16 protein-coding genes are annotated in these 22,722 nt (G+C 57.6%); 9 read left to right on the top strand and 7 right to left on the bottom strand.

What is annotated here, in order from left to right:
* Positions 1 to 52: 52 nt before the first annotated feature.
* The 7 genes from BM438_RS33305 to BM438_RS33275 all read left to right on the top strand — a co-directional run bounded on the left by BM438_RS33305 (position 53) and on the right by BM438_RS33275 (position 10,721).
* The gene (locus tag BM438_RS33305) at positions 53 to 1,213 is read left to right on the top strand and encodes a tyrosine-type recombinase/integrase (protein WP_234475187.1); all 1,161 of its coding nucleotides are present in this window, start codon (positions 53 to 55) and stop codon (positions 1,211 to 1,213) included.
* Positions 1,197 to 2,735: a site-specific integrase gene (locus tag BM438_RS33300; protein ID WP_093643651.1), complete on the top strand. Its 1,539-nt coding sequence runs from the start codon at positions 1,197 to 1,199 to the stop codon at positions 2,733 to 2,735. The genes BM438_RS33305 and BM438_RS33300 overlap by 17 nt, the downstream gene beginning before the upstream one ends.
* Positions 2,732 to 4,744, top strand: a complete 2,013-nt coding sequence (locus BM438_RS33295; protein WP_093643649.1) for an integrase — start codon at positions 2,732 to 2,734, stop codon at positions 4,742 to 4,744. Before BM438_RS33300 ends, BM438_RS33295 begins: the two co-directional genes overlap by 4 nt.
* Positions 4,741 to 5,175: a hypothetical protein gene (locus tag BM438_RS33290; protein ID WP_093643647.1), complete on the top strand. Its 435-nt coding sequence runs from the start codon at positions 4,741 to 4,743 to the stop codon at positions 5,173 to 5,175. The genes BM438_RS33295 and BM438_RS33290 overlap by 4 nt, the downstream gene beginning before the upstream one ends.
* On the top strand, positions 5,175 to 5,651 hold the full coding sequence (locus BM438_RS33285) for a VPA1267 family protein (RefSeq protein WP_093643645.1): 477 nt from the start codon (positions 5,175 to 5,177) through the stop codon (positions 5,649 to 5,651). The genes BM438_RS33290 and BM438_RS33285 overlap by 1 nt, the downstream gene beginning before the upstream one ends.
* Complete coding sequence (locus BM438_RS33280; RefSeq protein ID WP_093643643.1) at positions 5,648 to 7,897, top strand: AAA family ATPase; 2,250 nt, start codon at positions 5,648 to 5,650, stop codon at positions 7,895 to 7,897. Before BM438_RS33285 ends, BM438_RS33280 begins: the two co-directional genes overlap by 4 nt.
* A gap of 1,024 nt (positions 7,898 to 8,921) precedes the next feature.
* Entirely contained in the window at positions 8,922 to 10,721 is a 1,800-nt protein-coding gene (locus BM438_RS33275) for a retron Ec67 family RNA-directed DNA polymerase/endonuclease (protein ID WP_093643641.1), read from the top strand.
* 131 nt (positions 10,722 to 10,852) lie between these two features.
* On the opposite strand, the gene BM438_RS33270 is transcribed toward BM438_RS33275, so the two are convergent.
* From BM438_RS33270 to BM438_RS33260, 3 genes are read right to left on the bottom strand one after another with little or no spacing between them, the layout of a single operon-like run.
* Entirely contained in the window at positions 10,853 to 12,826 is a 1,974-nt protein-coding gene (locus tag BM438_RS33270; protein WP_093643639.1) for a DUF3732 domain-containing protein, read from the bottom strand.
* A 2-nt stretch (positions 12,827 to 12,828) separates the two neighbouring features.
* A complete protein-coding gene (locus BM438_RS33265; RefSeq protein ID WP_093643637.1) occupies positions 12,829 to 13,314 on the bottom strand; it encodes a three component ABC system middle component in 486 nt (161 codons plus the stop codon).
* Positions 13,304 to 14,512 (bottom strand): ABC-three component system protein, encoded by a 1,209-nt coding sequence (locus BM438_RS33260; protein WP_093643635.1) that lies wholly within the window; start codon positions 14,510 to 14,512, stop codon positions 13,304 to 13,306. The genes BM438_RS33265 and BM438_RS33260 overlap by 11 nt, the downstream gene beginning before the upstream one ends.
* Positions 14,513 to 15,182: 670 nt before the next feature.
* Here BM438_RS33260 and BM438_RS33255 point away from each other — a divergent pair.
* Positions 15,183 to 16,103, top strand: coding sequence for a LysR family transcriptional regulator (locus tag BM438_RS33255; RefSeq protein ID WP_093643633.1), 921 nt, complete (start codon positions 15,183 to 15,185; stop codon positions 16,101 to 16,103).
* Positions 16,104 to 16,181: 78 nt separating this feature from the next.
* Here the strand turns inward: BM438_RS33255 and BM438_RS33250 are convergent, their stop codons facing one another.
* From BM438_RS33250 to BM438_RS33235, 4 genes are all read right to left on the bottom strand, one after another.
* Positions 16,182 to 17,057: an MBL fold metallo-hydrolase gene (locus BM438_RS33250; protein ID WP_093643631.1), complete on the bottom strand. Its 876-nt coding sequence runs from the start codon at positions 17,055 to 17,057 to the stop codon at positions 16,182 to 16,184.
* A complete protein-coding gene (locus tag BM438_RS33245) occupies positions 17,050 to 18,372 on the bottom strand; it encodes an MFS transporter (RefSeq protein ID WP_093643629.1) in 1,323 nt (440 codons plus the stop codon). The genes BM438_RS33250 and BM438_RS33245 overlap by 8 nt, the downstream gene beginning before the upstream one ends.
* 14 nt (positions 18,373 to 18,386) lie before the next feature.
* Positions 18,387 to 19,400 carry a succinylglutamate desuccinylase/aspartoacylase family protein gene (locus tag BM438_RS33240; protein ID WP_093643627.1) on the bottom strand — a complete coding sequence of 338 codons (1,014 nt, stop codon included), beginning with the start codon at positions 19,398 to 19,400 and terminating at the stop codon, positions 18,387 to 18,389.
* 315 nt (positions 19,401 to 19,715) lie between these two features.
* A complete protein-coding gene (locus BM438_RS33235) occupies positions 19,716 to 20,516 on the bottom strand; it encodes a bestrophin-like domain (protein ID WP_093643624.1) in 801 nt (266 codons plus the stop codon).
* A gap of 305 nt (positions 20,517 to 20,821) precedes the next feature.
* Between BM438_RS33235 and BM438_RS33230 the strand changes: the two genes are divergently transcribed.
* Positions 20,822 to 22,462 (top strand): methyl-accepting chemotaxis protein, encoded by a 1,641-nt coding sequence (locus tag BM438_RS33230; protein ID WP_093643622.1) that lies wholly within the window; start codon positions 20,822 to 20,824, stop codon positions 22,460 to 22,462.
* Positions 22,463 to 22,722: the final 260 nt, after the last annotated feature.

Raw genomic sequence — 22,722 nt, 5'->3', positions numbered from 1 at the left:
GCACCACTCCGTTCTAAGTAGACCCGGTGGCCTGCCGGTTCACGAAGTCACGTTGTACCTGGCGAAATACCGGAAGCGCGGTCGAGCGGCCAACACCATTCACGGTGTTTCGACGGCGCTCGCATTACTGTATCGAGAATTGGGCAAGGCGGGCATCGACTTGCTCGAACGATTCCGGAAGGGTGAGTTTTTGACGGTGCCCGAGCTTAACCGAATAGCCGATGCTGCTCAGTATTGGGTATCTGACCTGTCCTATGAAGACGCGGACAGCCGGGGAAGCGCGAACATCATCGATATCAAGCGAATTCGGATGCGACGCAACGCGGCCGTCGAGGATGCCACGGCGGTTATCGCGGCGACCCAAGCCAATCGAATCCGATACATAGCAGATTTTCTGAACTTCTTGTCGACATATATCGGCGCGACGCTGTCGGCAGCCCTGCGGCAGAATCTCGCGCTCGAAAGCGCCCACGCACTCCAAGCGTTTCGTGCCCAAGTGCCACAAGTCTCCAAGCGGGCCAAGCTCGGTGCCAGGGAGGGACTCTCAAGGGAGGACCAGGACCGGCTCCTCAAAGTGATTCGCCTGGATTCGCCCGACAACCCGTGGGAGCGGGGCTACGTTCGGTATCGGAACTTACTGATTGTAGTGCTCTTGCTCGCGACCGGCATGCGTCGTGGCGAACTGCTCGGTATTCAGCTTGAGGACCTTGACCCACGCCAGCCCAAGCTGCGTATCATCCGACGGGCCGATGCAGGCGAAGACCCTCGTCGCATTCAGCCAAATACCAAGACCAGAGACCGAGAGGTAGAACTGCGGCCGAACATCATGCGAGCGGTTTGGACTTACATCAGGCACCACAGAAAAAAAATCAAAGCCGCTCGCAAGCATCCGCAGCTTATTGTTGCAGATGATGGCCAGCCATTGTCCTTAGCAAGCATCGACAAGATATTTGCGCAGCTTCGCGCGGCATGTCCAGGCTTACCCGTCCGGCTGACGAGTCACGTGATGCGGCACACCTGGAACGAGCGGTTCTCCGAAGAGGCTGGACTCATGGGCCTGACAGATGCGGTCGAAGAGAAGGCTCGGAACGAACAGCAAGGGTGGGCTGATGATTCGAAGTCGGCCTCAACCTACACTCGCCGGCACACTAACCGCATCGGGCGTGAAATCTCCCTGAAAATACAAGAGCAACTAGATGTCCCAGAACTCTGAATTTCTCTCGTCCACTGCTGTTGCCCTCACGTTGCCGGCGCGCGTCTTTACGCGCAGCGGGAGCAGCTTCGACCCAAGGGAAGACATTTGGGAATGGACTGATGGCCCGTTTGACGCGCGAATTGACTTTCGCCCGTACAGCGGTGGCTTCGAAGCGTTCGTTTTGTCGCTGAAACATGCCCTGCTTCCCTTCGTCAAGGGGCACTCGTCCGCGCACATCATAAACTTGGAGGTCGCCTTCTCCCATTTCGTCGACTCGATGGAGACCTGCCCAGCAGGGGCGATTGGCGCACAACATATTTCCAACTACGCCGCCACGCTACCCCCTAATGGAGTCGGGCGACTCGGGACGCTCAACGGTCTGCTACAAAAGTGGGTTGAGCTCGCCCTCCCAGGTGTGGAGCGCGAATGTGCCACGTACCTGCTTGAGCGACGCAAGCCCGGAAATAAAAAGGGTGAGGCTGTCAGGACGCGAAATCCGGTTGCCGGCCCTCTGAGCGAAGAGGAGTACACGGCGCTGTACTCAGAGGTCAACGCTGCCTATGGGCGCGGGGGGCTTCCTTTGTGGACACTGTTGCTCACCCGGCTGCTCCTCGCGTGTGGCGGGCGTATCTCCCAATACGCCTCGCTCAAGCTTGGCGACTTCGACTCAGGCACGTCAGTGCTTAGTCTTCCGCAGGCCAAAACGCGGGAGCAAAACGCGCGAACCAGCTTTCTCGCGTTTGACATCAGCCCACAGACCGGGAGGCTTATCACTGACTACAAAGATGGCTTGAGTGCGAAAGGTTACGACGGCAGCTCCGCCTTCTTCCCACAAGACATGGTCATGCCCGAAGGTCCGCGCAAGCAGCGGCGGACCAGTAAAGACTTGTTTTACGGTCACTGTACTCCGAGCGCGCTGTCGAGATGCTTCCGGAATCTCATGGCTGAAGTAGCACCACCAACTTCTCGCCTCGACTTCGCCCCAATGCCTCTGACACCCAAGAGGTTCAGGTACACCTTTGGCACTCGGCTGGCCGAGGAGGGTGCGAGCAAGGTGGTCATCGCGAATCGCATGGGCCACGTGGACCTGCAGCAGGTTGAGGTATATGTATCGGCTTCCCCGAAGATTGTCGAGAACATCGATAGGACCATGGGACCTTTGCTTGCCCCGCTTGCCCGCGCGTTTAAGGGGCATGTCATAGAGGACGAGAAGCACTCTACTCATAAAGGAACTCCAGGCAGCCGCATCATTGATTTCCGGGTCTCAAAAGACCCCTTGGGTAGTTGTGCCGGCAAGGGAAGCAACTGTGCGTTTAACAAGCCGGTTGCTTGCTACGCCTGCTTCCGGTTCGAGCCTTGGCTCGACGCTCCGCACGAGAAGGTACTTGTGCGTTTGGAGTCTGAGCGAGAAAACTGGTCGACTGACGACCGGATGGCAGCGGTGAACGATGAGCCCATCCGAGCAGTCAAGGAGGTCATCGCGCTCTGCGCCCAGGTTTGGCAGCAGAGGGCTCAACAGGAAGCGGAGGCCGCGTCGTGAACACCCCCGTGCTCAGCTTTACACCTCGGGCCGAGCTAGAGCCTTTGGCCAATCTCGAAGCCTTCGTGGCGCTTTGTAGGAACTCGGACGTGCTGGCTGCCAGGAAGCAGTTCGACAAAAACGTCTGGGATTGCGGCTACCACAAAGGGCAGAATAAGGTAATCCGGGCGGTGTTCAGCACGCGGGAGGCCGCCCAAGAAAGGAAGTATGAGCCGAGCCTACCGCATCCATTCCTGGATTTCGCGAAAGCGATTCTCGTTTACCTTCAGGATATGCGGCCGGTGGCTTCCCCGAATCCGCGCATCGCGGCGCTTCGATGCTTGGAAGCAGCACTTCGCGAGTCCAGCAAGGGCTCACGACCGACTGCTGTCGACGAAACGGTACTGGATAGCGCGGTTGAACTTGCCAGGCAAGGCGTCACGCCAAGTGTCGCCTATCGGACTGCCGGTCAGCTTGAAGAAATCGCTGAGCTTATGCGCTCCAAGGGGTTCATTCCCCTTCGCCAGCGCTGGTCTCATGGTCTCAAAAAGCCCCAAGAGCGGAGTTCTCGCATTTCGGAGGAGGCGCTAACCGCGCGGCAGGAGAAGCTGCCGTCCGCCGCCACGCTTCGTGCGCTCGGTGCCATCTTCCATGATGCCATCGACCCTCCCGACGTCCTGGTTTCGAGCTACACGGGCTTGATGCTTTGTGCGCCCGAGCGCATCAACGAAGTACTTCGCCTTGGGCGAAATTGCTTCGTTGAGGGTGAAGGCGAATTTCGGGGGAAACTCGGGCTGCGGTGGGCCGGTTCAAAGGGCTTCGAGAACACCACGAAGTGGCTGCCTACTGAAATGATTCCCATCGCACGTAAGGCCGTCGCAAACATCATCGAAGTTACTTCGCCGGCGCAAAAGCTGGCCGCTTGGTACACGGCGAACCCTCAGAAGCTGTACTTGCACGAGGACGTGGAACAGCTTCGGCACAAGGCGGTCCTCTCGTTGGAGGATATCGGCCACATCCTGTGGAATGACAAGAGTGCGACTAACGTCGCAAATTGGTGGGCACGAGAGACCAATGACCTGCCAAAGCAGCCTCTCGGCGGTCGCCGTGCTGGTTATCTCTTCGAGGATGTCGAACGTGCTGTCATTGCGATGTTGCCCGAAACGTTCCCCTACGTGCCGGGAGCACCTGACCTTCTATGCCATGAGTCCATGGTAGTTATGCGCACAAACGAAATGCATTCGATGAAGGCGACATACGTTTGCATGTTCAGCTGCATCGACTACGGGGTAGTCACGAATCACTTCGGAGCCCGTGAAGGTCGGAGGTCTATCTTCGAGCGCTTTAAGTATACCGAGGATGACGGCTCAGCCATCGAGCTTCGGAGTCATAGCTTGCGCCATTACCTGAACATGTTGGCGCAGACCGGCGGCTTGAGCAGCGCCGAAATCGCCATCTTCTCCGGTCGAGCTGACAAGAGGCAGAACCGCCCCTACGACCATAGAACCTCGGACGAGGTACAGGCACCTATCAATGAGGCTTTGAAGAACGGGTTCACGTCCGAATTGGAGTCGGTCCTGGGCGGCGGCCGTGAGTTGTTCACGCGCGGTGAGTTCAAAGGATTGGGGCTGACTGCGGCACACACGACGGAGTATGGCTGGTGCGCTCACGACTTCGCGAGCGAGCCGTGCCAGATGTACCGCGACTGCGTCAACTGCGAGGAGCAGGAATGCATCAAGGGAGACCAGCAAAAGGAAGCGAACCTCCGGATGCTGAAGAGTGAGACCGAGTATCTGTTGAAGCAGGCGCAAGAGGCCTTGAGCGAAGAGGAGTATGGCGCTGATACCTGGGTCAAGCACCAACTGCTCACCCTCGAACGGGTCAAAGCTCTTCTGTCGATTCTGGAAGACCCGGCGGTACTCGTTGGCGCGCGGATTCGGTTGGATGTGTCCAATGCACCGCTCATCACGACCGATGACGTTCACCCAGTCAAAGTGATTAAGTTTACGCGACGAAAGGTGCTTGCATGAAAAAGAACCGGGCGCCGGACCTCACTGCCGAGCGCATTACCACGATAGTTGAGAAACTGGATGAATGGAAAGGTAAGCTGACGTGGGACCTCTTGCTAGATGCTGTGGAGGCATCCACAGGCTACCGCTATTCACGGTTCACGTTCGCCGAATATCCGGAAATCGCCAACGCTTTCTCCCTTAGGAAAGACGCTTTGCGCGGCACGTTGCCGCGCGAGCGCGGCGAGCCTCGAGATGAGCGAGTTCGTGCGGCTCTCGAGCAGGTCTCCCGCTATAAAGCGAAAGCCGAACGGCTCGAAGCAGAGAACCAGCTCCTGACCGAGCAGTTCGTTACCTGGGCAATAAACGCAGAGCGCAAGGGTGTCACGATGGATATGTTGAATGCGCCGTTGCCGAAGCCGGAGCGAGACCGTTCCAAGAGGGGCAAGTAATGGCTAGCGGACAGCAAAAGGCAGAGGAATACGTCCTCCGATTCGCGACCTGGATTGCATCCAAGACCGACGAGGACTTCCGGAACATCGCGTCGCGGGGGAAACTGTCGCGCGTAGAAATCGCGGCAGAGTGCGGCTTTGCCAAATCGGTTCTTGCGCAAAATCCTCGAGTACGCGAGGCGCTCACGGGGCTTGAGAAGTCATTGCGAAAGCGCGGTGTCCTTCCATCTCTTGCGACGGATTGCGAGACGGAGGTGGACGACGAGACGGAGGCGGACGGCGAGACGGCGACGGCCACCACAAATCAGGTCCGACAAGTCGAGTCCTCACAATCGGCAAGGGATGCGGAGCGCCTTTCCCGTGTGGAACGGGAACTCGCCAGCGTGAAGGCAGAAAATTCCGAGCTCAAGCGCCTCTTGGCGCGCTTCACAGTATTGCAAGAAGCCTTGGCTGAGACTGGGAGACTGCCTCGATGACCGAAGCGGCATGGCCTATCACGCTCCGAGTGACGGCGGTGCGCTCGCAAAATCCTCGCGGCTTCGGAGGCGCCATATTCACGGGCATTCCTATTGATGCAAGCGGCTCGGTACTGGATGCTTGTGCGTACATCGTTGTAAAGGCGAACCGCGCGGTGCTTGGCGCCACGCGTGTTGAACGCGGGCAGTGGTGGCGTGTGAGCGGACGACTGGTGGAGCGGCGTTCGGTTGTAGACGGCTTTGCGTTGGTTGAGCAGCAAGTCGAGGCAGATGTTGCCCATCTCGCCATGCCCTCGGGCGAGCACATCGTGAACTTCATCGCCGAGAATCCGGCGTTCGAGGGGCTCGGCTCGGTGAAAGCGCGCCGTCTCTGGGAGCGATTCGGGGAGCGCCTCTACGCTCTCCTGGATGCGCAAGATGCGTCGGCCTTTGGTGAAGTGTTGACCGAGCAGGCGGCGCAACGGCTGGTCGAAGCTTGGGCCGAGCATGGTCAGACTCGCACACTACAGTGGCTGCAAGTGCACGGGTTTGACTTGCGCATTGGGCGCAAGGTTTTGCGGTTCTTCGGCGAAGAAGCTCAAGCGCGCATAGAAGAGGACCCGTATCGCCTTCTCTCCTTCACCGGTAAGTGGACAGATGTCGACCGACTGGCAAAAACGCAGTTCGGAGTCGCAGCAGACGACCCGCGAAGGTTACGCGGCGCCGTTGAGGAGGCGTGTTACCGCCTGTTCGCGATTGGACATACCGCCATGGCCACAAGCGACCTCGCCAGCCAGGTAGTCCCGCTCTTAGGGCCCCCGCCGGTGGGCGTGCGCTGGCGAGACCTGTTCAGCGCTGCCGTATCCGAAGGTCTTAGCAACGGCAGCATCGTGCAGACGCCACACGGGCTGCAACCGCTCGGTGCGTTGGTGATGGAACGCCAGGTGGCCAAAGCCATCGCAGAGCGTTTGACGGGCATCGGTCAACAATTGCTCGAATCGGCAACTGTCGATGAGATTATCGCTGGAGTTCAGACGGAGATTGGCATCCAGTTGAATCTGGAGCAGCAAAACGCCATTCGGCTAGCTGCGGCGCGTGCGTTTGTTTGTGTCACGGGAGGTGCGGGCGTCGGAAAGACAACAGTCCTCCAGTCGCTGTACCGCGTATACGACGAAGCCGGAGTGCGCATTCTGCAAGTTGCCCTTGCGGGGCGAGCGGCCAAGCGAATGCAGGAAGCAACTGGGCGCCCGGCCGCCACCATCGCCAGCTTCCTGAACGCTATCAATGATATATCGTTCGACGGTCCAACCGTTCTCGTCATTGACGAGGCCAGCATGGTCGACATCATCTCCATGAGTCGGGTCTGTGAGACGTTGCCTCCGCATGTCCGTCTGTTGCTCGCGGGCGACCCTCATCAGTTGATGCCGGTAGGTCCAGGTCTGGTTCTTCATTGCATCATGCAGGTCCCGGAAGTCCCGGTTGTCGAACTGAAGACTGTGAAACGCTACGGTGGCGAGATTGCTGCGGTCGCTTCAGCCGTGCGGGCTGGAAATTGGCCCACCGTCGCGGCTGACGAGATGGCACCGGTAGCATTCATTCCATGCGAGGAGAAATTCATAGCCGGGCTGGTCGTCGAGCTCTACGCGCTCGACGCGGCGCATAGCCAGGTGCTGGCTCCCGTACGGAACGGCCCAGCGGGAACCAAGGCTCTAAATCAGCTATGCCAAGCGAGGTTTACGAAAGACAGGCCGGTCATCACTTGCTGGAACGACGAATTCGAACAACCGGAATACTGTGGCTTGAACCTCGGTGACGTCGTGCTCTGCACACGCAATTTATGGGACAAGGGTTTGCAGAACGGCTCGCTCGGTAGAATAGTTCGCGTCGAAGCGCTTCCTGATGTATCGCCCGAAGACCCCGAGCGGGTCCTCGCCTGGGTCGAATGGGACGATGATGTTCGCCGCCCCCTGACTAGGGATATGCTCGACGACATCGAGCTTGGCTATGCGGTCACCGTGCACAAATCGCAAGGGTCACAGTGGTCCCGAATCATCGTCCCAGTCACCAACTCAAAACTTCTAGACCGAACGCTGCTGTACACCGCCATCACGCGCGCGCAAACGCAGGTTATCCTGGTCGGGGATTTGGAGGCTGCACGACGAGCCGTGCATGCGCCGCCGAAAGCACGCAGCCGCAAGGTGGCTTTGGACCGGGCGCTGACGCAGTACCTCGCACGCGAGGACGCGAACGCCCTTGAATCTGCTTGACCGTTGCGACGACGGTTAAAGAGTCAAGGGCGGGCGTTAGCCCGGCGGAGCGAACCCTTGACGCGCGGATGGTTTGGCACGCTCTCGCGTGGTTGGAAGCTCGGCATTCTCGGGCTTCCAACCATGCAATACTGCAGCGAGCTTGGTTGAAGATTGGCCTGCGACGATGGGGAAACATCAACCCACAACTTTGCGCCGCAAGGCGGTTTCGAGGGCTCTGGTGTGGGCCCGCTGGCGCCTTACCAACAATAAGGATAGACTGGTTCGGATGAAAGGCCCGCACTCACTCACATCGAAGCCGCTACCAACAGTTTTTAGTAAGCATAACCATTCTGAGGTTTACCTTTCGCGGAATGTAATTAAGAAGCCTGTAACCCTTGTGGTTGCAGGCTTTTTGTTTGTATACGGATTTGCTGAAATTCTCTCCGCAGACGTTACGGACCACTTTTCTGAGATGTAAACATTAGATTGTCGAGGCGTGCACGCGTCAAGCGCGTTCTCTGTCCGCGCAGAGTTAGTGTCGGCGTTGGCGCGGGGTTTCTTCGTACCTCGACCACTGTTCCCGCGAAGTTGACGAAGCCAACCTTTCCACGGCCCGGTTCACCTTCGGCCATTTGACTATCGGTGGCCTGCTGCACAATGTCCTACATCCTCGGAAAAATGCTCGAACGAACGCTCGGGGCAGCATGTGGCACGACGTCGAGACAACGTTCGACCTATTAATTTCAGCTTGATAGCAGACACCGGCCAGCTCGCTTTGCAACGTCGTAGGCACCATTAGCAATCGGAATTTGGAGGGTCTTGTAGGTAGTAATCTCTGCAGCTTGACTCTGACTTAAAGCTCGCCGTTAAGACCTGAGGGCGCTTTGGTATAATAATGGCGCCCCGTAGACAGAATTTCTGCCATGAATCATGGCACTTGGTAACAAAGTTAGGACCTATGCTGCATCGATATCATCCGAAATGACGCCATGCGGAGATAGCGAATAATACGCGTTGGAGTGTCTACGGGGTTTTCATCGAAATGTTGCCAAAAAATGCACTCGAGCGGTTTCAGGCCGCTAAATCGCGAGCCGCGCTCGCAATGCTCCTTGACATCGAGCATAAAGACTTGACGTACTTGCTTTACGTCAAGAAAGACCTGGAAAAATACAGTCAGTTTTCGATTCCGAAGAGGAGCGGCGGAACTCGAGATATTTTCGCCCCCATCGCGGAATTGAAGTCGCTGCAGCGGAAACTAGCAACGGCATTGGAAGAATGCATTTCTGATATCGAAACGCTTACTAATAGAAAAAATAAAGCGTCTCACGGCTTTCGACCGGGCAAGAGCATTCTCACTAATGCATCGGCGCACCGTAACAAGCGGTACGTTTTCAACGTAGACCTCAAGGATTTCTTTCCTACCATCACCGGCCAAAGGGTCAGGGGATTTCTCATCAAAGACAGGAATTTTGCATTCGATGCGAGTGTCGCCACGACCATTGCCCATATTGCGTGTCGAGACGGAAAGCTTCCCCAAGGTAGTCCGTGTTCCCCAGTTATCTCAAACATGATTGCAGGGGTTCTAGATGTCCATCTTTCCCGGCTGGCAAAGGTGCATGGTTGTATCTATACCAGATACGCGGACGACATCACATTTTCCACGAACAAACAAGACTTTCCCGTGGATGTTGCTTACCGCGATGACGCTAACGAGCACTGTTGGAAAGTTGGTGCTGAGCTTCATCGGTTGATTCTGAGAAGTGGATTCTCAGCCAATGAAAATAAAACCCGTATGCAGTATCGAGATTCGAGGCAACAGGTTACGGGGCTCGTCGTGAACAAGAAGGTTAACGTCAGCACCGAATATCGCTATCTTGTACGTGCTTATGTCGCCGCTCTGGTCAAGAACGGAAAGTATGTTGTGAGGCGTCAGGTTGCTGATGCGACGGGTAAGCTGGAAACACTCACTGAAGATGGAACGCCCGCTCAGCTCCATGGAATGTTGGGGTTTATTCATTCTGTCGACAGTGTGTTCCGGACGGATGTTAAAAAGCACCCTTACAACTATCCTGGCCAGCAGGCGAACGAAAAGAAGCCCACGGGAAACTTGGCCATATATCGAAGGTTTTTGATTTACACACGCTTCTACGCCAACACATCTCCGCTGATAGTGTGTGAAGGCAAGACCGATGGCGTGTACATCAGTAACGCAGTGCATCAGAGCAAGGTACTCTTCCCCGGTTTGGTCAAGAAGGATGGCGAGGGGAAGGATGTGCTGTCCTTTCAGCTTCTTAAATATGCACGCAAGCACAAAAAGAGAAAGACAGTCCATCTACCAAACTATTCCACCATCACAATTCTGGGTGGCGGCAGTGGTGGCGGAGCTAATCTGGGGAATCTGATTCGGGCATATCACGGTGAGCTGGCAAAGTTTAAGGCTCCTCGAGGCAAGCAACCTGTTATTTTTATCGTCGATAACGATAGTGGGGGGAAAACAGTATTCAAGGTGATCAAAGATGTTATGAAAGTGAGCATTACGGGAGAAGAGCCCTTCGTATGCTTGTTCGCCAACCTGTACATCGTGCCAGTTCCGCTCGGCGGCGCCAAAGAGCGAAGCATTGAGAGCCTCTTTTCGGAGACAGATATAGCGAAGGGGCTCAACGGGAAGCCTTTCGACTTCTCTGCAGACTCCAGTTCGACCACCTCGGTAGGAAAGGCCGACTTTGCCTATGAATTTGTCGCCAAGCAGGCCAAGGATATCGACTGGACGGGTTTCCATCCTTTGCTCGCGAACATTGTGGGTGCTATGGAAGACTACGCGGCGAAGGCGGCCGCGTTCTAGGTCGCCGTCTTGCCTTTTGACGGCAGCGACGTGTCGATGACTGATGCCTTGAGCATCAGTCATGTGTCTGAAACGGGCTCGCATATCTGCACGAGGCAGCGGGTCCTCTTGATATTCCCCGAGGTGCCTAACTAGCCGGGCAACTCAAACCATGCTGGCGGCACTAGATAATCTTCGCCGCGCCACTCTTCGGCGAGCTCGACACTATCAAGATTGTCCCAAACGTCCGGACCAGCATGGTCGAGGACAATGATCTGGAGTTTTCCTTTACAGTGCGCCGTAAGTTTCCCCATCGCGTCGAAAAAGCCGCGGATTGACTGGACGTCCTCATCGAGAAGCTCGTGTTCGTCAATTTCTCGACGCGCGAGTCGGCGGGGAAAATACACTTGGCTCGGTTGGTCGAAAATAACCAGCGCGGGAACAGGGGAGTTCATCTGCCGCAGGAAAAACGCGTGCAGAGCCAATATCGCCGCGACGTGATATGAAAGCCAATTGGCGCCACTGCCGAGTTGCCATAGGAAATCTTCCCGTCCAGCATAATCAGTCACGCCGACAGTGAGCTCCTTGATGTCAAGCCGCGCGGGCGCATCCTTGCGTTCAACGTCCAACTGTGCGGCGATTTTTGTCAGATTTGTTGATACTCGGCCCACGGCGGTGTGCAGTTGCCTTGCATATTCTGTTTCCGACAGAGCATCGTATATCTGGCTGATGCGAGTGTTTAGTTTGTCGATTTCGTCGTCTAATCCATTCGGTTCAGTTCGTGCAGAGAAGAGCTTGAGTGCCTCTTCGACTCTGCCCAAAAAGCGCGCTACTCGCGCCGTAGCCAGTTCGCGTTCTCGAATGTTTTTTGAGCGTTCTTCGATAGCACGTTTGCGGACGCGGACCGCTTTTAACTGGTCATCCAATAAGCGAAGTTTTTCTGTGACATCAACTAAGTCCCGATCCAGTACAGGAGGAGCTTTTGAGGCAGTGTAAGTTTCATCTTCGATAACTGACAGCGCATCACATAGCTGGTCAAGTTCATTGTGGGAAGACTCCATAGAACCATTGCAAACCGGACAGCGAGTGTCGTCGTTCCGAAGGGTCCTTAGCCACCGTGAAATGCCAAGGCGGTTGGCCTGGTCGGTCAGACTGCCTTTGTAATCTGTGACGGTATTCCGGACAGCGGTTATCTGATTCATTCGATGACGAGCGACGGCCAGTTCGCGCGTGATGGCTGACTCTTCATTCTGTAGTGCAGCGAATTCCGACGCAGACGCCTGGCTGCCGGTGAACGAAAAACCATCGCCGACTTCGCCTGTTGAGACGATGCCCTCAAGGGCCGCGATGAGGGTCTGCTCGGTACCGTCAGGAATTTCGCCAGTAAGCAGGCCAAGCTCGCGAGCCTCTGTGACCCAGACCTGCAAATTAGCAAGCCAGGTTAGGGATACTTTCGCGTACGCCGCATGCTCGCGTTGCTTGCGCCGAAGTTCTCGCTGCAGGTTTTCCAGCTCCCACTTGAGCGCCAGGCGTTCGCCAGTTGTGGCACCTAGTACGTACGGGAAGATAGTTCTGACTTTCTCTCTATGCTCAACAGTGTCGGCCCTGAAGAAAAGGACGTCGGGGTTGGCGACGATATTTTGAGGTTGGAAGCAGAATGCCAAAGTGTCCCGGAAGCTGGGCCGACCTTGGAATCCGTTACCTGTCTCCTCGGCGTCAAAGCCTAGGTTTGATAGCCCTGCCAACCTGTCGAGTAGACGCTTCACGGCCGGACGGGTGATGTTTTTCTTTGGCTGCTCAAAAGGTACGTCGATGACCGTATCCTCAAGCAGCATCATCTCGTCAGTGCTTTGCTGGTTCCCGGGCTCTCGACGCGCCAGTAGTTTTTCCCCTTCGGCAGTTCGTACGCGGACTCCGAACCAAGCGCACGACTCGCGGATTTTGCCAGCAGGGATGCTGCAAAGTCGTGAGCCCAAGCAGTAGTCGATGATGGGAATCACTGACGATTTCCCGCGCTTTGATGCGCCACTAATGACGTTAACTACACCGGGCGCAAAGGATACACGCCGGGGTTCGAATCCGGCACTCTTCGGCCAAAGAATAACTTCAAGTATTTGCAGTTGCACGGTTACAGCTCCAGTCGAAGCGAATGGCAAAGTTCGCGAAGGGATGTCTGCTGGGCCCAAATTCCTAGTTTTTCCGCTGCAGATGCAAGCTTCAGCACATCGGAGGGCAGGGCACGTGTAAGTGTCGTGCTGCGTGGCCAGAGAAGGGCGGATTCGGTTGACAGAGCAAGCAAACCCGTAGACAGACTCAAAGCAAGCGAACGGCGTGAAAGGTCACGCATTTCCGCCGCGCGTTCCTGGATAGAGAAGAGGAGGTCAACCTGATTGACGAACTTGCTCTCGAACTTGCGTATGCCGGACGATTTGAACGTGGTCGTGACGATTTTGCGGAGGTCCTCGTTAAGAATCAGTGGTAGTACTAGAAAGGCGAGGACAGCCGGACAACCATCCGCTTTGTTGCTCGCGCCGTAATAACCGCAAACGGACCGCCAGATAAGCGCAGCACCCAATCCGGGGTTCTGAATTGCATCAATTTCGTCAAGCAACATCGGCAACGCCCCCGGCTGGTACAAGAAGGCTCGCAAAATCCGGGTGCCATCCAACATCCAACGTGTTTGCGAGCTTGTGAAAGCTTCCCGGCGTGAAATGAGTCGAAACGGTCTTGCCCTGAAGTGGGATAGATGCCTCAAGGCATGAAGATAGAAGGAGCGTTCCAAAATCCTCCGGCGGCTTACCGCGCATCTGGACTTTGACGGCCATTTTCTTAGATGCCCATACGCGCTTGAGTGCCGCTTCGTACTCCGCGAGGCTGCTCCGATGGATGTACCCGCGCTTCGCCCATTCCGTTCTGTCTGTGGCGGCCATCAGGAATGTGTTTATAGCGTCGTAGACTGTCTCTTGCTCGGCGCCGATGAGGTGAAGCTGTCGAAGGTACGTCTGGTCGAGCAGAAGTTCGGCCTGAACGTCTGCCTCCGTCGGTGGCGTTGCATAGGAAGGAAGTATGGTGTCACTGCGGTCGAACTTTCGGACTGCCGCGACATACTCCGTATGAAACTCGTCGCGACTGACTACTGCCGGATGTCCTTTCTCAATCCGGGCGAAAACCGTTGTACGAACCCATCCTGCTAGTCGCTGCAGGATTTGTTCAACGTTCTCCGCACCAACCGGAGCACTCGCGATTTCTTGCGCAATCTCGTCGTAGGGGGCTCCGACGCCACATTCCAGCGTAAAGGCGCGGATGATGTCGATGAAAGCGTTCTCGCTTGCAGAGAGGACCACGTTCACGTGCTTGGCAAGCTTTTCGGGAATCGACGCGCGCTTGTCAAAATGAGGTGCATCACCCCAAAACTCTTTTCGAATCATCGCGATTACTGCCTTAGCATCTTGTTTCGCGGTGCAGTCGCTTAGCTTTCGAGCAATCTTGCCTTTATAAGGCTGCGCTACATACAGAATGAATTTGGTTCCAGCGGGGATCTTTCCAGAGCGGCGGCCGTTAAGCCAGTTTGCGAATGTCTTCCACAAATCGATTGAGCGGTCGCTTATCGGGTTATGAGCCAGTCCACTTTTGACCTGCTCCGCGTACTTCTCGCCGTTCTGAACCCCGGAGACGTCGTCGATACACTCTAGAGCGACAGTATCACCAGGTCCTGAGCGAAGCAGGTGGTGAAGAAACCGCGCCTCCTGTATGCCATAGCCGTAAAACTGGCCAAGGGCGCTAGTCGCGCCATCTTTTGATTTTTGAGCCACGTTATCCCCGGATTGTCAGCGCCGGCTCCATATCGGGCGGAGGAGTGGCGGGCAGGTTCTCTCGTAGTTAATTATGAGACATTGACTGAATTTTAGGCAAATTAACCCGGGCGTGAGAGTTTTTAGCGTCCGAAACTTAGCTCGGAGCGCATTGCATTATTGCCAAGCCCATTTCGGCGTACCTACAGCCGCCGCTCCGTGAGCTTTGCTCCGCTGGAGAGGCATACGGCGTTGCCGAGCACATCCACCGTCAAACTGTGGGACTACTGATCGCGATGAAAACAAGGACGAAGTGAATCATGAAAGTGTCCGAGTTATTGGAGTTACTGCGCCGCGCAGACCCTGATGCCACCGTAATGCTTCGACCGTACGGAAAAGAACCGTACGACGAGGAACATCAGTCACTGATGTAAAGTCGGCCCCGATTTCCTTCCCCGATGCAAGATCTGGAGGGAGAAATCGAAGCTATTTTTTGTCCCGCGCGTTGTTTGTGTGCAAATGCAGCCTGACCAAAGGCACTTAGGCCAGATGTGACGACCAGCCTGGGACCATCTGGAAGTTGGGAGAGCGACAGTAAAATACCCGCGACTTGCCGCACAAACATAAAGCCATCGGCCGCCGACTTGTGCGATGAAAATAGCGGATCGGCACGGCAACGGAGGAGACAAGCATGGAACTACGACACCTCAGGTATTTCGCGGCGGTCGCCGAAAATCAGAGCTTCCGCTTGGCCGCCGAGCGCATCAACGTCACGCAGCCGGCGATTACGCGCCAGATCCATGACCTTGAACAGATGCTGGGGGCGCGGCTTTTCGACCGAACCCCGCAGGGCGTCAAGCTCACCGTCGCGGGCGAACTGTTCCTGCGTGAAGTTCGCAAGTCGCTCAGCATTCTTGAGTCCGCCACGCGCGCGGTCAAACTCGTTGCGTCGGGGCTCGAGGGCACCTTACGCCTGGGAGCGGTCGAGAATGCAAGTTGGGACGGCCTTGTGCCTGATGCATTCAACAACTTCCAGCGTGAAGCACCTGGGGTGAGCATTCATCTGGCGCCGATGAATACGCCCGAACAGATTGCCGAGATCCTGAACGGAACACTCGACGGCGGTTTTATCTACACCTACGGTGAGCTTCCGCGAGCGTTGCGTGTGCTGCCTCTCGCCATTAGCGACGTGGTGGCAGCGGTGCCGCGAAGCTGGGGCCTTCCGGAAGACCAGCCGATTTCCGCGCGCGACCTGAATGGCCGACCCGTAGTCTGCTTCCCGCGGCAAACCTACCCGGCTTACTACGACATGCTGGTCAGCGCGTGCAGCGAAGCCGGGTTGACCCTCAATGTTGTGCAGGAAGTGCGTACCGAGGCCGCGATCCTGTCGCTCGTTTCGGCCGGCATCGGCGCTGCAATCGTCAATGCGGCGAATCTCGGGCGGCCGCCGGCGCGCGCGCAATTCCTGGGCTTCACCGACCTGTCGGTCCAGATGCCGCTGGCGTTCGCCTACCTTGAGAGCAATCCCAACGCAGCGCTGCAGCGATTGCTTCGTGTTCTCGATGCGATGCTGCACCCCGGTGCGAGCGACGCTGAGCGTGATGGCCGTTAAACGACGATAGGCGCAGCCCACGTCATGCGAAAAGATCTGCATGCCACCGGTACGGTCCTACCGGAATGAATCACCGGTTCACAAGAAACGCCACGTGAAGCCGCCGTTGTCTTGCGCGACAACACCCGCCGATGTCCCGGCAAAATGCGGCGTGAACACCGTCGCATCCGTTTCGACCGCCCGGTCGAGTACCCACCGTCGCGAGACATTTGCGTAAGTCTTATCCGCGCAGAACACGGAACTCCACGCCGGACGATAGACCTGGATCGGGTGATGCCACACATCGCCGCTAAAGAGTGCGTGTGCGCCGGCGGACTCGATTTCGATCGACATGTGCCCGGCGCTGTGCCCCGCTGTCGGATGAAAGCGGATGCCCGGCAGATATTCGCCGCCTTGCGGACCGATTTCGTCGGCGAGTCCGGCTTCGATCACCGGCAGCAAGCTGTCATCGAAAACCATGCGCCGGCTTTCGCCGGCCGGCGTGTCGAAGAACTGCCGCTCGGCGCCTGAGAACACATAGCGCGCGTTGGGAAACGTCGGCACCCAGCGGCCGTTGTCGAGCCGGGTATTCCAGCCCACGTGGTCCACGTGCAGGTGCGTGAGCAGCACGAAATCGACCTCTTCGGGTGTAACCCCTGCACGCGCCAGCCGCTCGATGTACGGGGTATTCAGCTGGTGGAAGAGCGCGCTAAATGGCCGGTCCTTATGGTTGCCGCTTGCCGTGTCGATCAGAATGACTTTGCCGCCGACTCGCACCACCCAGGTGTTGACGTTCAGGAGCAAGTTTTCCGCGGCTGCATCGATTTGCCCGTCAGCGAGCCACGCACGATGTTCCTGAATCACGGCGGCGTCGAAATCGGCGAACAGCGTGGCGGCCTTCAACTGAAAATGTTGCTCGGTCACACGAGTGATCGATGCGTCGCCAACGCTGTAGGTCGTCGATTGTTCAAGCATGATGTGTCTCCGCTGATGATTCGATTGGATTCAGGAGCATCGCGAGCGCACCGGCGAGTGCGATCGTGACGATCGTCAACATGCCCGCCTGCATGCCGCCGGTCAATGTCTTGACGTAACCGATGATGATCGGACTGGCAAAGCCGCCGAGTGCGCCGCAAATGTTGATGAACGCAATCCCACCGGCTGCGGCTTTCGTGCCCAGGTACCCCGCAGGCAGTGCCCATAGAACCGTGTAGGAACCCCAAAGCATGGCAGTGGCAAGCGTGATTGCCGGCAGCGCGATACCGAGCCTGTTCGAATACAGTCCTGCGATTGCAAGCGCGATGGCTCCCACGATACTGGCGAATGCGCTATGGCGGCGGCGTTCGGCGTGACGGTCGGAGCTGAGGCAGAGCCAACCCATCGCGGCAATCGCTGCGACGTAGGGAATCGACGACCACAGTCCAATCGCCATCGTACCCGCGACCCCCGCGGTCTTCAGAATCGTGGGCAGCCAGAAACTCACCGTATAGATCCCCGCGATCACGCAAAAATTGCTGAACGCAAGCGTGAGCACGTGTGGGTCGGAGACAGTCGCTCGCAATGAGTGATGCCGCGCGTCGCTCGCCGCACGGTCGACGCCTTGCGCGTCGAGATCAGCGCGAAGCAACGCGTTCTCCTCATCGGAAAGCCACTTTGCCTGCTGCGGACGATCATCAAGGTAGAAAAACGCGATCACGCCGAGCACACAGCACGGCAGTCCCTCGACGATGAACATCCACTGCCAGCCTTCGAGGCCGTGCGCGCCTGCGAGTGTCGTCATTGCCCAGCTCGACAACGGTCCGCCGAGAACGCCGCCGATCGGTCCAGCCCACATTACGACCGCCATCGCGCGGGCGGTGCGGGATGGCGCGTACCAGTAAGTCAGGTACAGCACCATTCCCGGTGCGAAGCCCGCCTCGAAAACGCCGAGTAGAAAGCGCAGTGCATAGAACGTGTGAACGTCCCGGACGAACAGCATCGACGCGGAGGTGAGGCCCCAGAGAATCATGATGCGCGAAAAGGTCTTGCGTGCGCCGATTTTCGGCAGCAGCAGATTGCTGGGAATCTCGAACAGCACATAGCCAATAAAGAAGATGCCCGCGGCGACGCCATAAGCCGCGTCAGAGAACGCGAGCTGGTTCTGCATCTGCAGCTTCGCAAAGCCGATGTTGATGCGGTCGAGGTACGCGAGCATGTAGCACAACGTCAGGAACGGCAGTAAGCGCCACGTGATCTTGCGGTATAGCGCATCGCGCGCGTCGACGCTTTCCGTCAGGGGGATTGCGGACATGACCTTCTCCTGGTTCATAGCGCTTTGGCGTCGGTTGCCACGAGTGCGACGCAGTCGCCCGGCTCGACACTCGCGAACGAACGCACGACGACCACCACGCCCGCGCTGCGAAACCTCAGTTGGACGGGCGCCGCCCACGGCGCGTGCGGATCGAAGACACGCCCGGCAAGGTCACCGGCGCTCACACGGTCGCCGAGCTTGAATGCCGGTTCGAAGATTCCTCGTGTGGATGCAAAGACGTAATGCCGTTCACCGTCGACCTGCAGCCAGTGCGTGTCGTAGCGCGGTGTCGGTAGCGGCGCGTTGACGCAGATGCCGAGTGCCGCGAGCACGCGCTGCAAACCTTCCTCCACGATCGCCAGGCCTTGCGGATTGCAGGTCGCGTAACCGCCGAATTCGCCGCACAGAAACAGCTTTCCATGCCGCTCGATGGCTGTGCCATACGTGCGGTCCTCACCGAGCAGATCCATCACCATCGCGTTGGGCGCGGCAAAGGCGTCGACGATCCGCCGATATTCGCTGCGTCGTTCCGGGTCGGCCGGTGGTGCCACCAGCAGCGTCGGCAAATGGTCGAAGGACGCACCGCCAGCGTGAATGTCGAAGACGAAATCAGCGCGTGGAAACAGCTCGGTGTCCACGTAGTGCGCAATCATCTCCGTGATGGACCCATCGCGACGACCCGGGAAAATCCGGTTCATGTTCGCGGCGTCTATTGGCGAAGTCCGGCGCCCGGCGAGGAACGCGGGGAAGTTCAGACCCGGCACAACAATTAGGCGGCCGTTGATGTTCATCGACGGCATGCGTTGCAGCAGTTTCATCAGCGCGATCGGGCCTTCGTATTCATCGCCATGATTGCCGCCGGTGAGGAGCGCCGTTGGGCCGTCACCACGCTTCAGCACGGCGATCGGGATCGGGATGTGCCCATAGGCAGAGCGGTCCACCGAATGCGGTACGCGCAACGTACCGGTCTGAAAACCTTCCTGCTCGAAATCGATATCCGTCGAAATGCGCGAACGGTCGGTTGCCATCAATCGTCTCCTTGCTGTTGGCATATTGCGCGGCGGCGGATGCGCACGACGCTGCGATGTCCGTACTATCGGAAATCGGTACGATTTACGCCAATGCCGATTGATGGCCGCCGCGATGCCTCAAAGGCATCGCCCTGCAGTGCGCGGGGCGCATGCGGTTCGACGACTTAGATGGTGGGTGTCCGCACGGCGGACACCTTACCGTGGAAGGTGTCGCGCGATACCGGATGCCGTGGAGGGATTGTGATTTAGGGTCATTCAGGACAGCGCCGGCATGCGGGAGAAGGAAAGGCTGGCGTCAAAGCCAAATACCCCTCAACGCCTGAGATGCTCCAACGCATCTCTCATCGGCGAACTGGAAACGACAATCGGCCCGGAAAACGGCGTATCCAGATCGACGATCACATAGATGGCGGAAGCAATAGAAACTGCCCCAAGCGAGATCGTGACCAAAGCCAACGCATTGCGCGGCGCGATCAATCCGAAGCTAAGAAAAATCACGCACAACCAGAACGTCAGCGTCATCAAAAAAGGCATAGAAATCGAGCTGTGCGCTTCCTCGATGATTTTCCAGCGGGCATCCACCGTTCGCCGATATTGCGTCAAGGCATCATTGAGCGCGCGCTGTTGCAACGGGTCGTGCGCTCGCAGTTGCCGCAACTGCCTTCCCACCGCGGTCAGCATGTCGCCGAGCCTCACGTTCTCCAGCTTCTGCGAGTTGTCCTGTGTGCCGATGTTCCTCGGATAGTCACCGGATGGAGCCGTCTCGCCCGGCCATGTCGATGCAATCGCCGCTGCGGTGTACACCCGCAGCAGGTTGCGGGCCTCATCGGTATCGCTGCCGTATTCCCGCAAGGTGGTGTCGAACTCGATCAGGTCGGCCGCATAGGTGCGCAAATCATTCGATTCGGTATCGAAACTGGATTTCGCGGACGCCGTCATCAACCCGAGCACCAAAGCGGCAAACGTCACCAGCATGCCGATAACCAGCTGGATGAGTTGCACGGTTTCGTGAGCCTTGTGCTCTTCTGGTAGCAACGGTCGCACCCAGACGCCTAGGCCGGTTCCAACAAGCAATAAAGCGAAAACCAGCAGGGCCGAGCCTATTTCTGACATAGAAATGCTCCGGAGACGCGTGCCTCGTCACTTTCTACCAACCACCGCCTGCCGGCCACCCGGGTAGTCCCGCAAATGCCCCTGCCCAAACAGCGGCCGACTTCCGCTCGTATGTTGATGTATCGCAACTGTATGCGCCATCAACCATAAAGTTTTTTGTAATCCCGCCGTAGACCATCTATGTGGCATTCGCTTAAATTTTGATCAAAGGTTGCGGACCTTGCCGTATGGGCTTGGGCGCAGCACGCGTGGCCGAGGGGAGTTTTCTGAACATTCGGTCAGGCAGCCCAATGGAGACGAGCCCGATGTTGAAAAATTTGTCGATTCGAACCTGCCTTACCCTGATGATCGTGTTCTTCGGCCTGGTGCTGCTGTTCGGCGCCGCCGCCGGACTGCTGTCGTTGCGTTCGAGCAACGCGTCGCTGCAGCAGATGTACACCGTAGACACGCCCGCAGTCGCCGACCTCGAAGGTAGCGCTGGACAGTTGCTACGCCTGCGTCTGGCGCTGGCGACTTACGCGTCGTTGGTCGACCTGAACGATCAGGACGGCGCGAACGCTGTGCTCAAGCGCTTTGATCAGTATCAGAAAGCATCGAATGATCGCCTTGCCCATTATGTGAGCCGCGCGAGCACGGATGCCGACGAACAGCGCCTGATCAAGGACATGCAGGATAAGCGCGATACCTTCCTGCACGACGGTGTCGAGCCGGCGCTGGCCGCGCTCAAGGCAGGTGACAAAAACGCATTCGAACAATTGCAGGCGCACAAGCTGCCGTCGCTCTATAGCGCGTTCGAGAAGGCGATGCTCACGCTCGAGCAATTGCAAATCGATCACGGTGCGCAGCGTTATCAGGACGCACAGGACCTGTTCTACGCAATTTGCATTGCGGTGGCGGTCGGCATGGGGCTGTCGCTGCTGGGTGCCTTGATTGGGCGGGCGGTGATGGTGCGGGCGATTGTTAGCCCGGTCGATGCGACCATCGCGCAGTTCCAGCGGATTGCCAATGGCGATCTGACCAGCCAGATCGACGTGACGAGCAATAACGAAATGGGCCGTCTCGCCGCGGCGTTGCGCAAGATGCAGGAGTCGCTGATCGAGACGGTGAATGCCGTGCGTCACGGCACGGAATCGATCGATACGGGCGTGAGCGAGATTGCCGCGGGCAATACCGACCTGTCGCAGCGTACCGAAGAGCAGGCCGCATCGCTCGAAGAAACGGCGGCGAGCATCGAAGAGCTGACCTCGACGGTCAAACAGACCGCGGACAACGCGAAGCAGGCGAGCTCGCTGGCGCAGGGTGCGTCGAGCCTGGCTGCGCAAGGTGGCGATCTGACGGAGCAGGTGGTGGGCACGATGCATGGCATCGTCGACGACTCGCGGCGGATTGCCGACATTGTCGGCGTGATCGAAGGCATTGCTTTCCAGACCAATATTCTCGCGTTGAACGCGGCGGTCGAGGCGGCGCGCGCGGGCGAACAAGGACGTGGGTTTGCGGTGGTGGCGAGCGAAGTGCGGTCGTTGGCACAGCGAAGCGCGGCGGCGGCGAAGGAGATCAAGGGGTTGATCGATGCTTCGACGGCGCGAGTGCAGGCAGGGTCGCAGTTGGTCGAGCGCTCAGGGTCGACGATGACCGAGATCGTCAATTCGATTTCGCGGGTGAGTTCGATCATGGGTGAGATCGCGGCGGCTGCGCTTGAGCAGAGCACCGGGATCGATCAGGTGAACCTGGCTGTTGCGCAGATGGATGAGGTGACGCAGCAGAATGCCGCGCTGGTTGAGCAGGCTGCTGCGGCGGCTAGCTCGCTGGAGGATCAGGCTCGCAGGTTGACTTCGGCGGTGGCTGTGTTTCAGACGGGGAGCGGGGATTCTTCTCTTGCTGGTCGGCGAGGTGGGGCTGCGGCTACGCAGCGGAAGGTTAACGCGGGTGAGTTTGTAGCGGCTTGATACGGCAGACCGCGCAGCGTGCCGAAGGGTGATCGAGCGCTTGCGTGCGCCGGATGAAAATCAGTACAGGGTACGCGCCAGGTCAAATGTAAAGATTAGTTATAATTCGCGCGTTTAGCCTGTTTGGTTGATCGTCTTAAAAAATAGGTGCGTTAGATTGTTCCTGCCGTTAGACAAAACGGCGCGGGTTTGACAGCCCGCAGCGAAGTACGGCACTGCCCGCGAAAGTGGGTAGTGCTCACCTACGCGCGCCGCGTTCA

The sequence above is a fragment of the Paraburkholderia aspalathi genome (assembly GCF_900116445.1).
Lineage (GTDB): Bacteria > Pseudomonadota > Gammaproteobacteria > Burkholderiales > Burkholderiaceae > Paraburkholderia > Paraburkholderia aspalathi.
Note: the sequence above shows the minus strand (reverse complement) of the source record. Positions and strands in the feature narration are given on the sequence as shown.

Coding starts and splice junctions, on each gene's coding strand:
- BM438_RS33300 (WP_093643651.1), top strand. CDS start 1,197: ATGTCCCAGAACTCTGAATTTCTCTCGTCCACTGCTGTTGCCCTCACG.
- BM438_RS33290 (WP_093643647.1), top strand. CDS start 4,741: ATGAAAAAGAACCGGGCGCCGGACCTCACTGCCGAGCGCATTACCACG.
- BM438_RS33285 (WP_093643645.1), top strand. CDS start 5,175: ATGGCTAGCGGACAGCAAAAGGCAGAGGAATACGTCCTCCGATTCGCG.
- BM438_RS33280 (WP_093643643.1), top strand. CDS start 5,648: ATGACCGAAGCGGCATGGCCTATCACGCTCCGAGTGACGGCGGTGCGC.
- BM438_RS33275 (WP_093643641.1), top strand. CDS start 8,922: ATGTTGCCAAAAAATGCACTCGAGCGGTTTCAGGCCGCTAAATCGCGA.
- BM438_RS33265 (WP_093643637.1), bottom strand. CDS start 13,314: ATGTTGCTTGACGAAATTGATGCAATTCAGAACCCCGGATTGGGTGCT.
- BM438_RS33255 (WP_093643633.1), top strand. CDS start 15,183: ATGGAACTACGACACCTCAGGTATTTCGCGGCGGTCGCCGAAAATCAG.
- BM438_RS33250 (WP_093643631.1), bottom strand. CDS start 17,057: ATGCTTGAACAATCGACGACCTACAGCGTTGGCGACGCATCGATCACT.
- BM438_RS33245 (WP_093643629.1), bottom strand. CDS start 18,372: ATGTCCGCAATCCCCCTGACGGAAAGCGTCGACGCGCGCGATGCGCTA.
- BM438_RS33240 (WP_093643627.1), bottom strand. CDS start 19,400: ATGGCAACCGACCGTTCGCGCATTTCGACGGATATCGATTTCGAGCAG.
- BM438_RS33235 (WP_093643624.1), bottom strand. CDS start 20,516: ATGTCAGAAATAGGCTCGGCCCTGCTGGTTTTCGCTTTATTGCTTGTT.
- BM438_RS33230 (WP_093643622.1), top strand. CDS start 20,822: ATGTTGAAAAATTTGTCGATTCGAACCTGCCTTACCCTGATGATCGTG.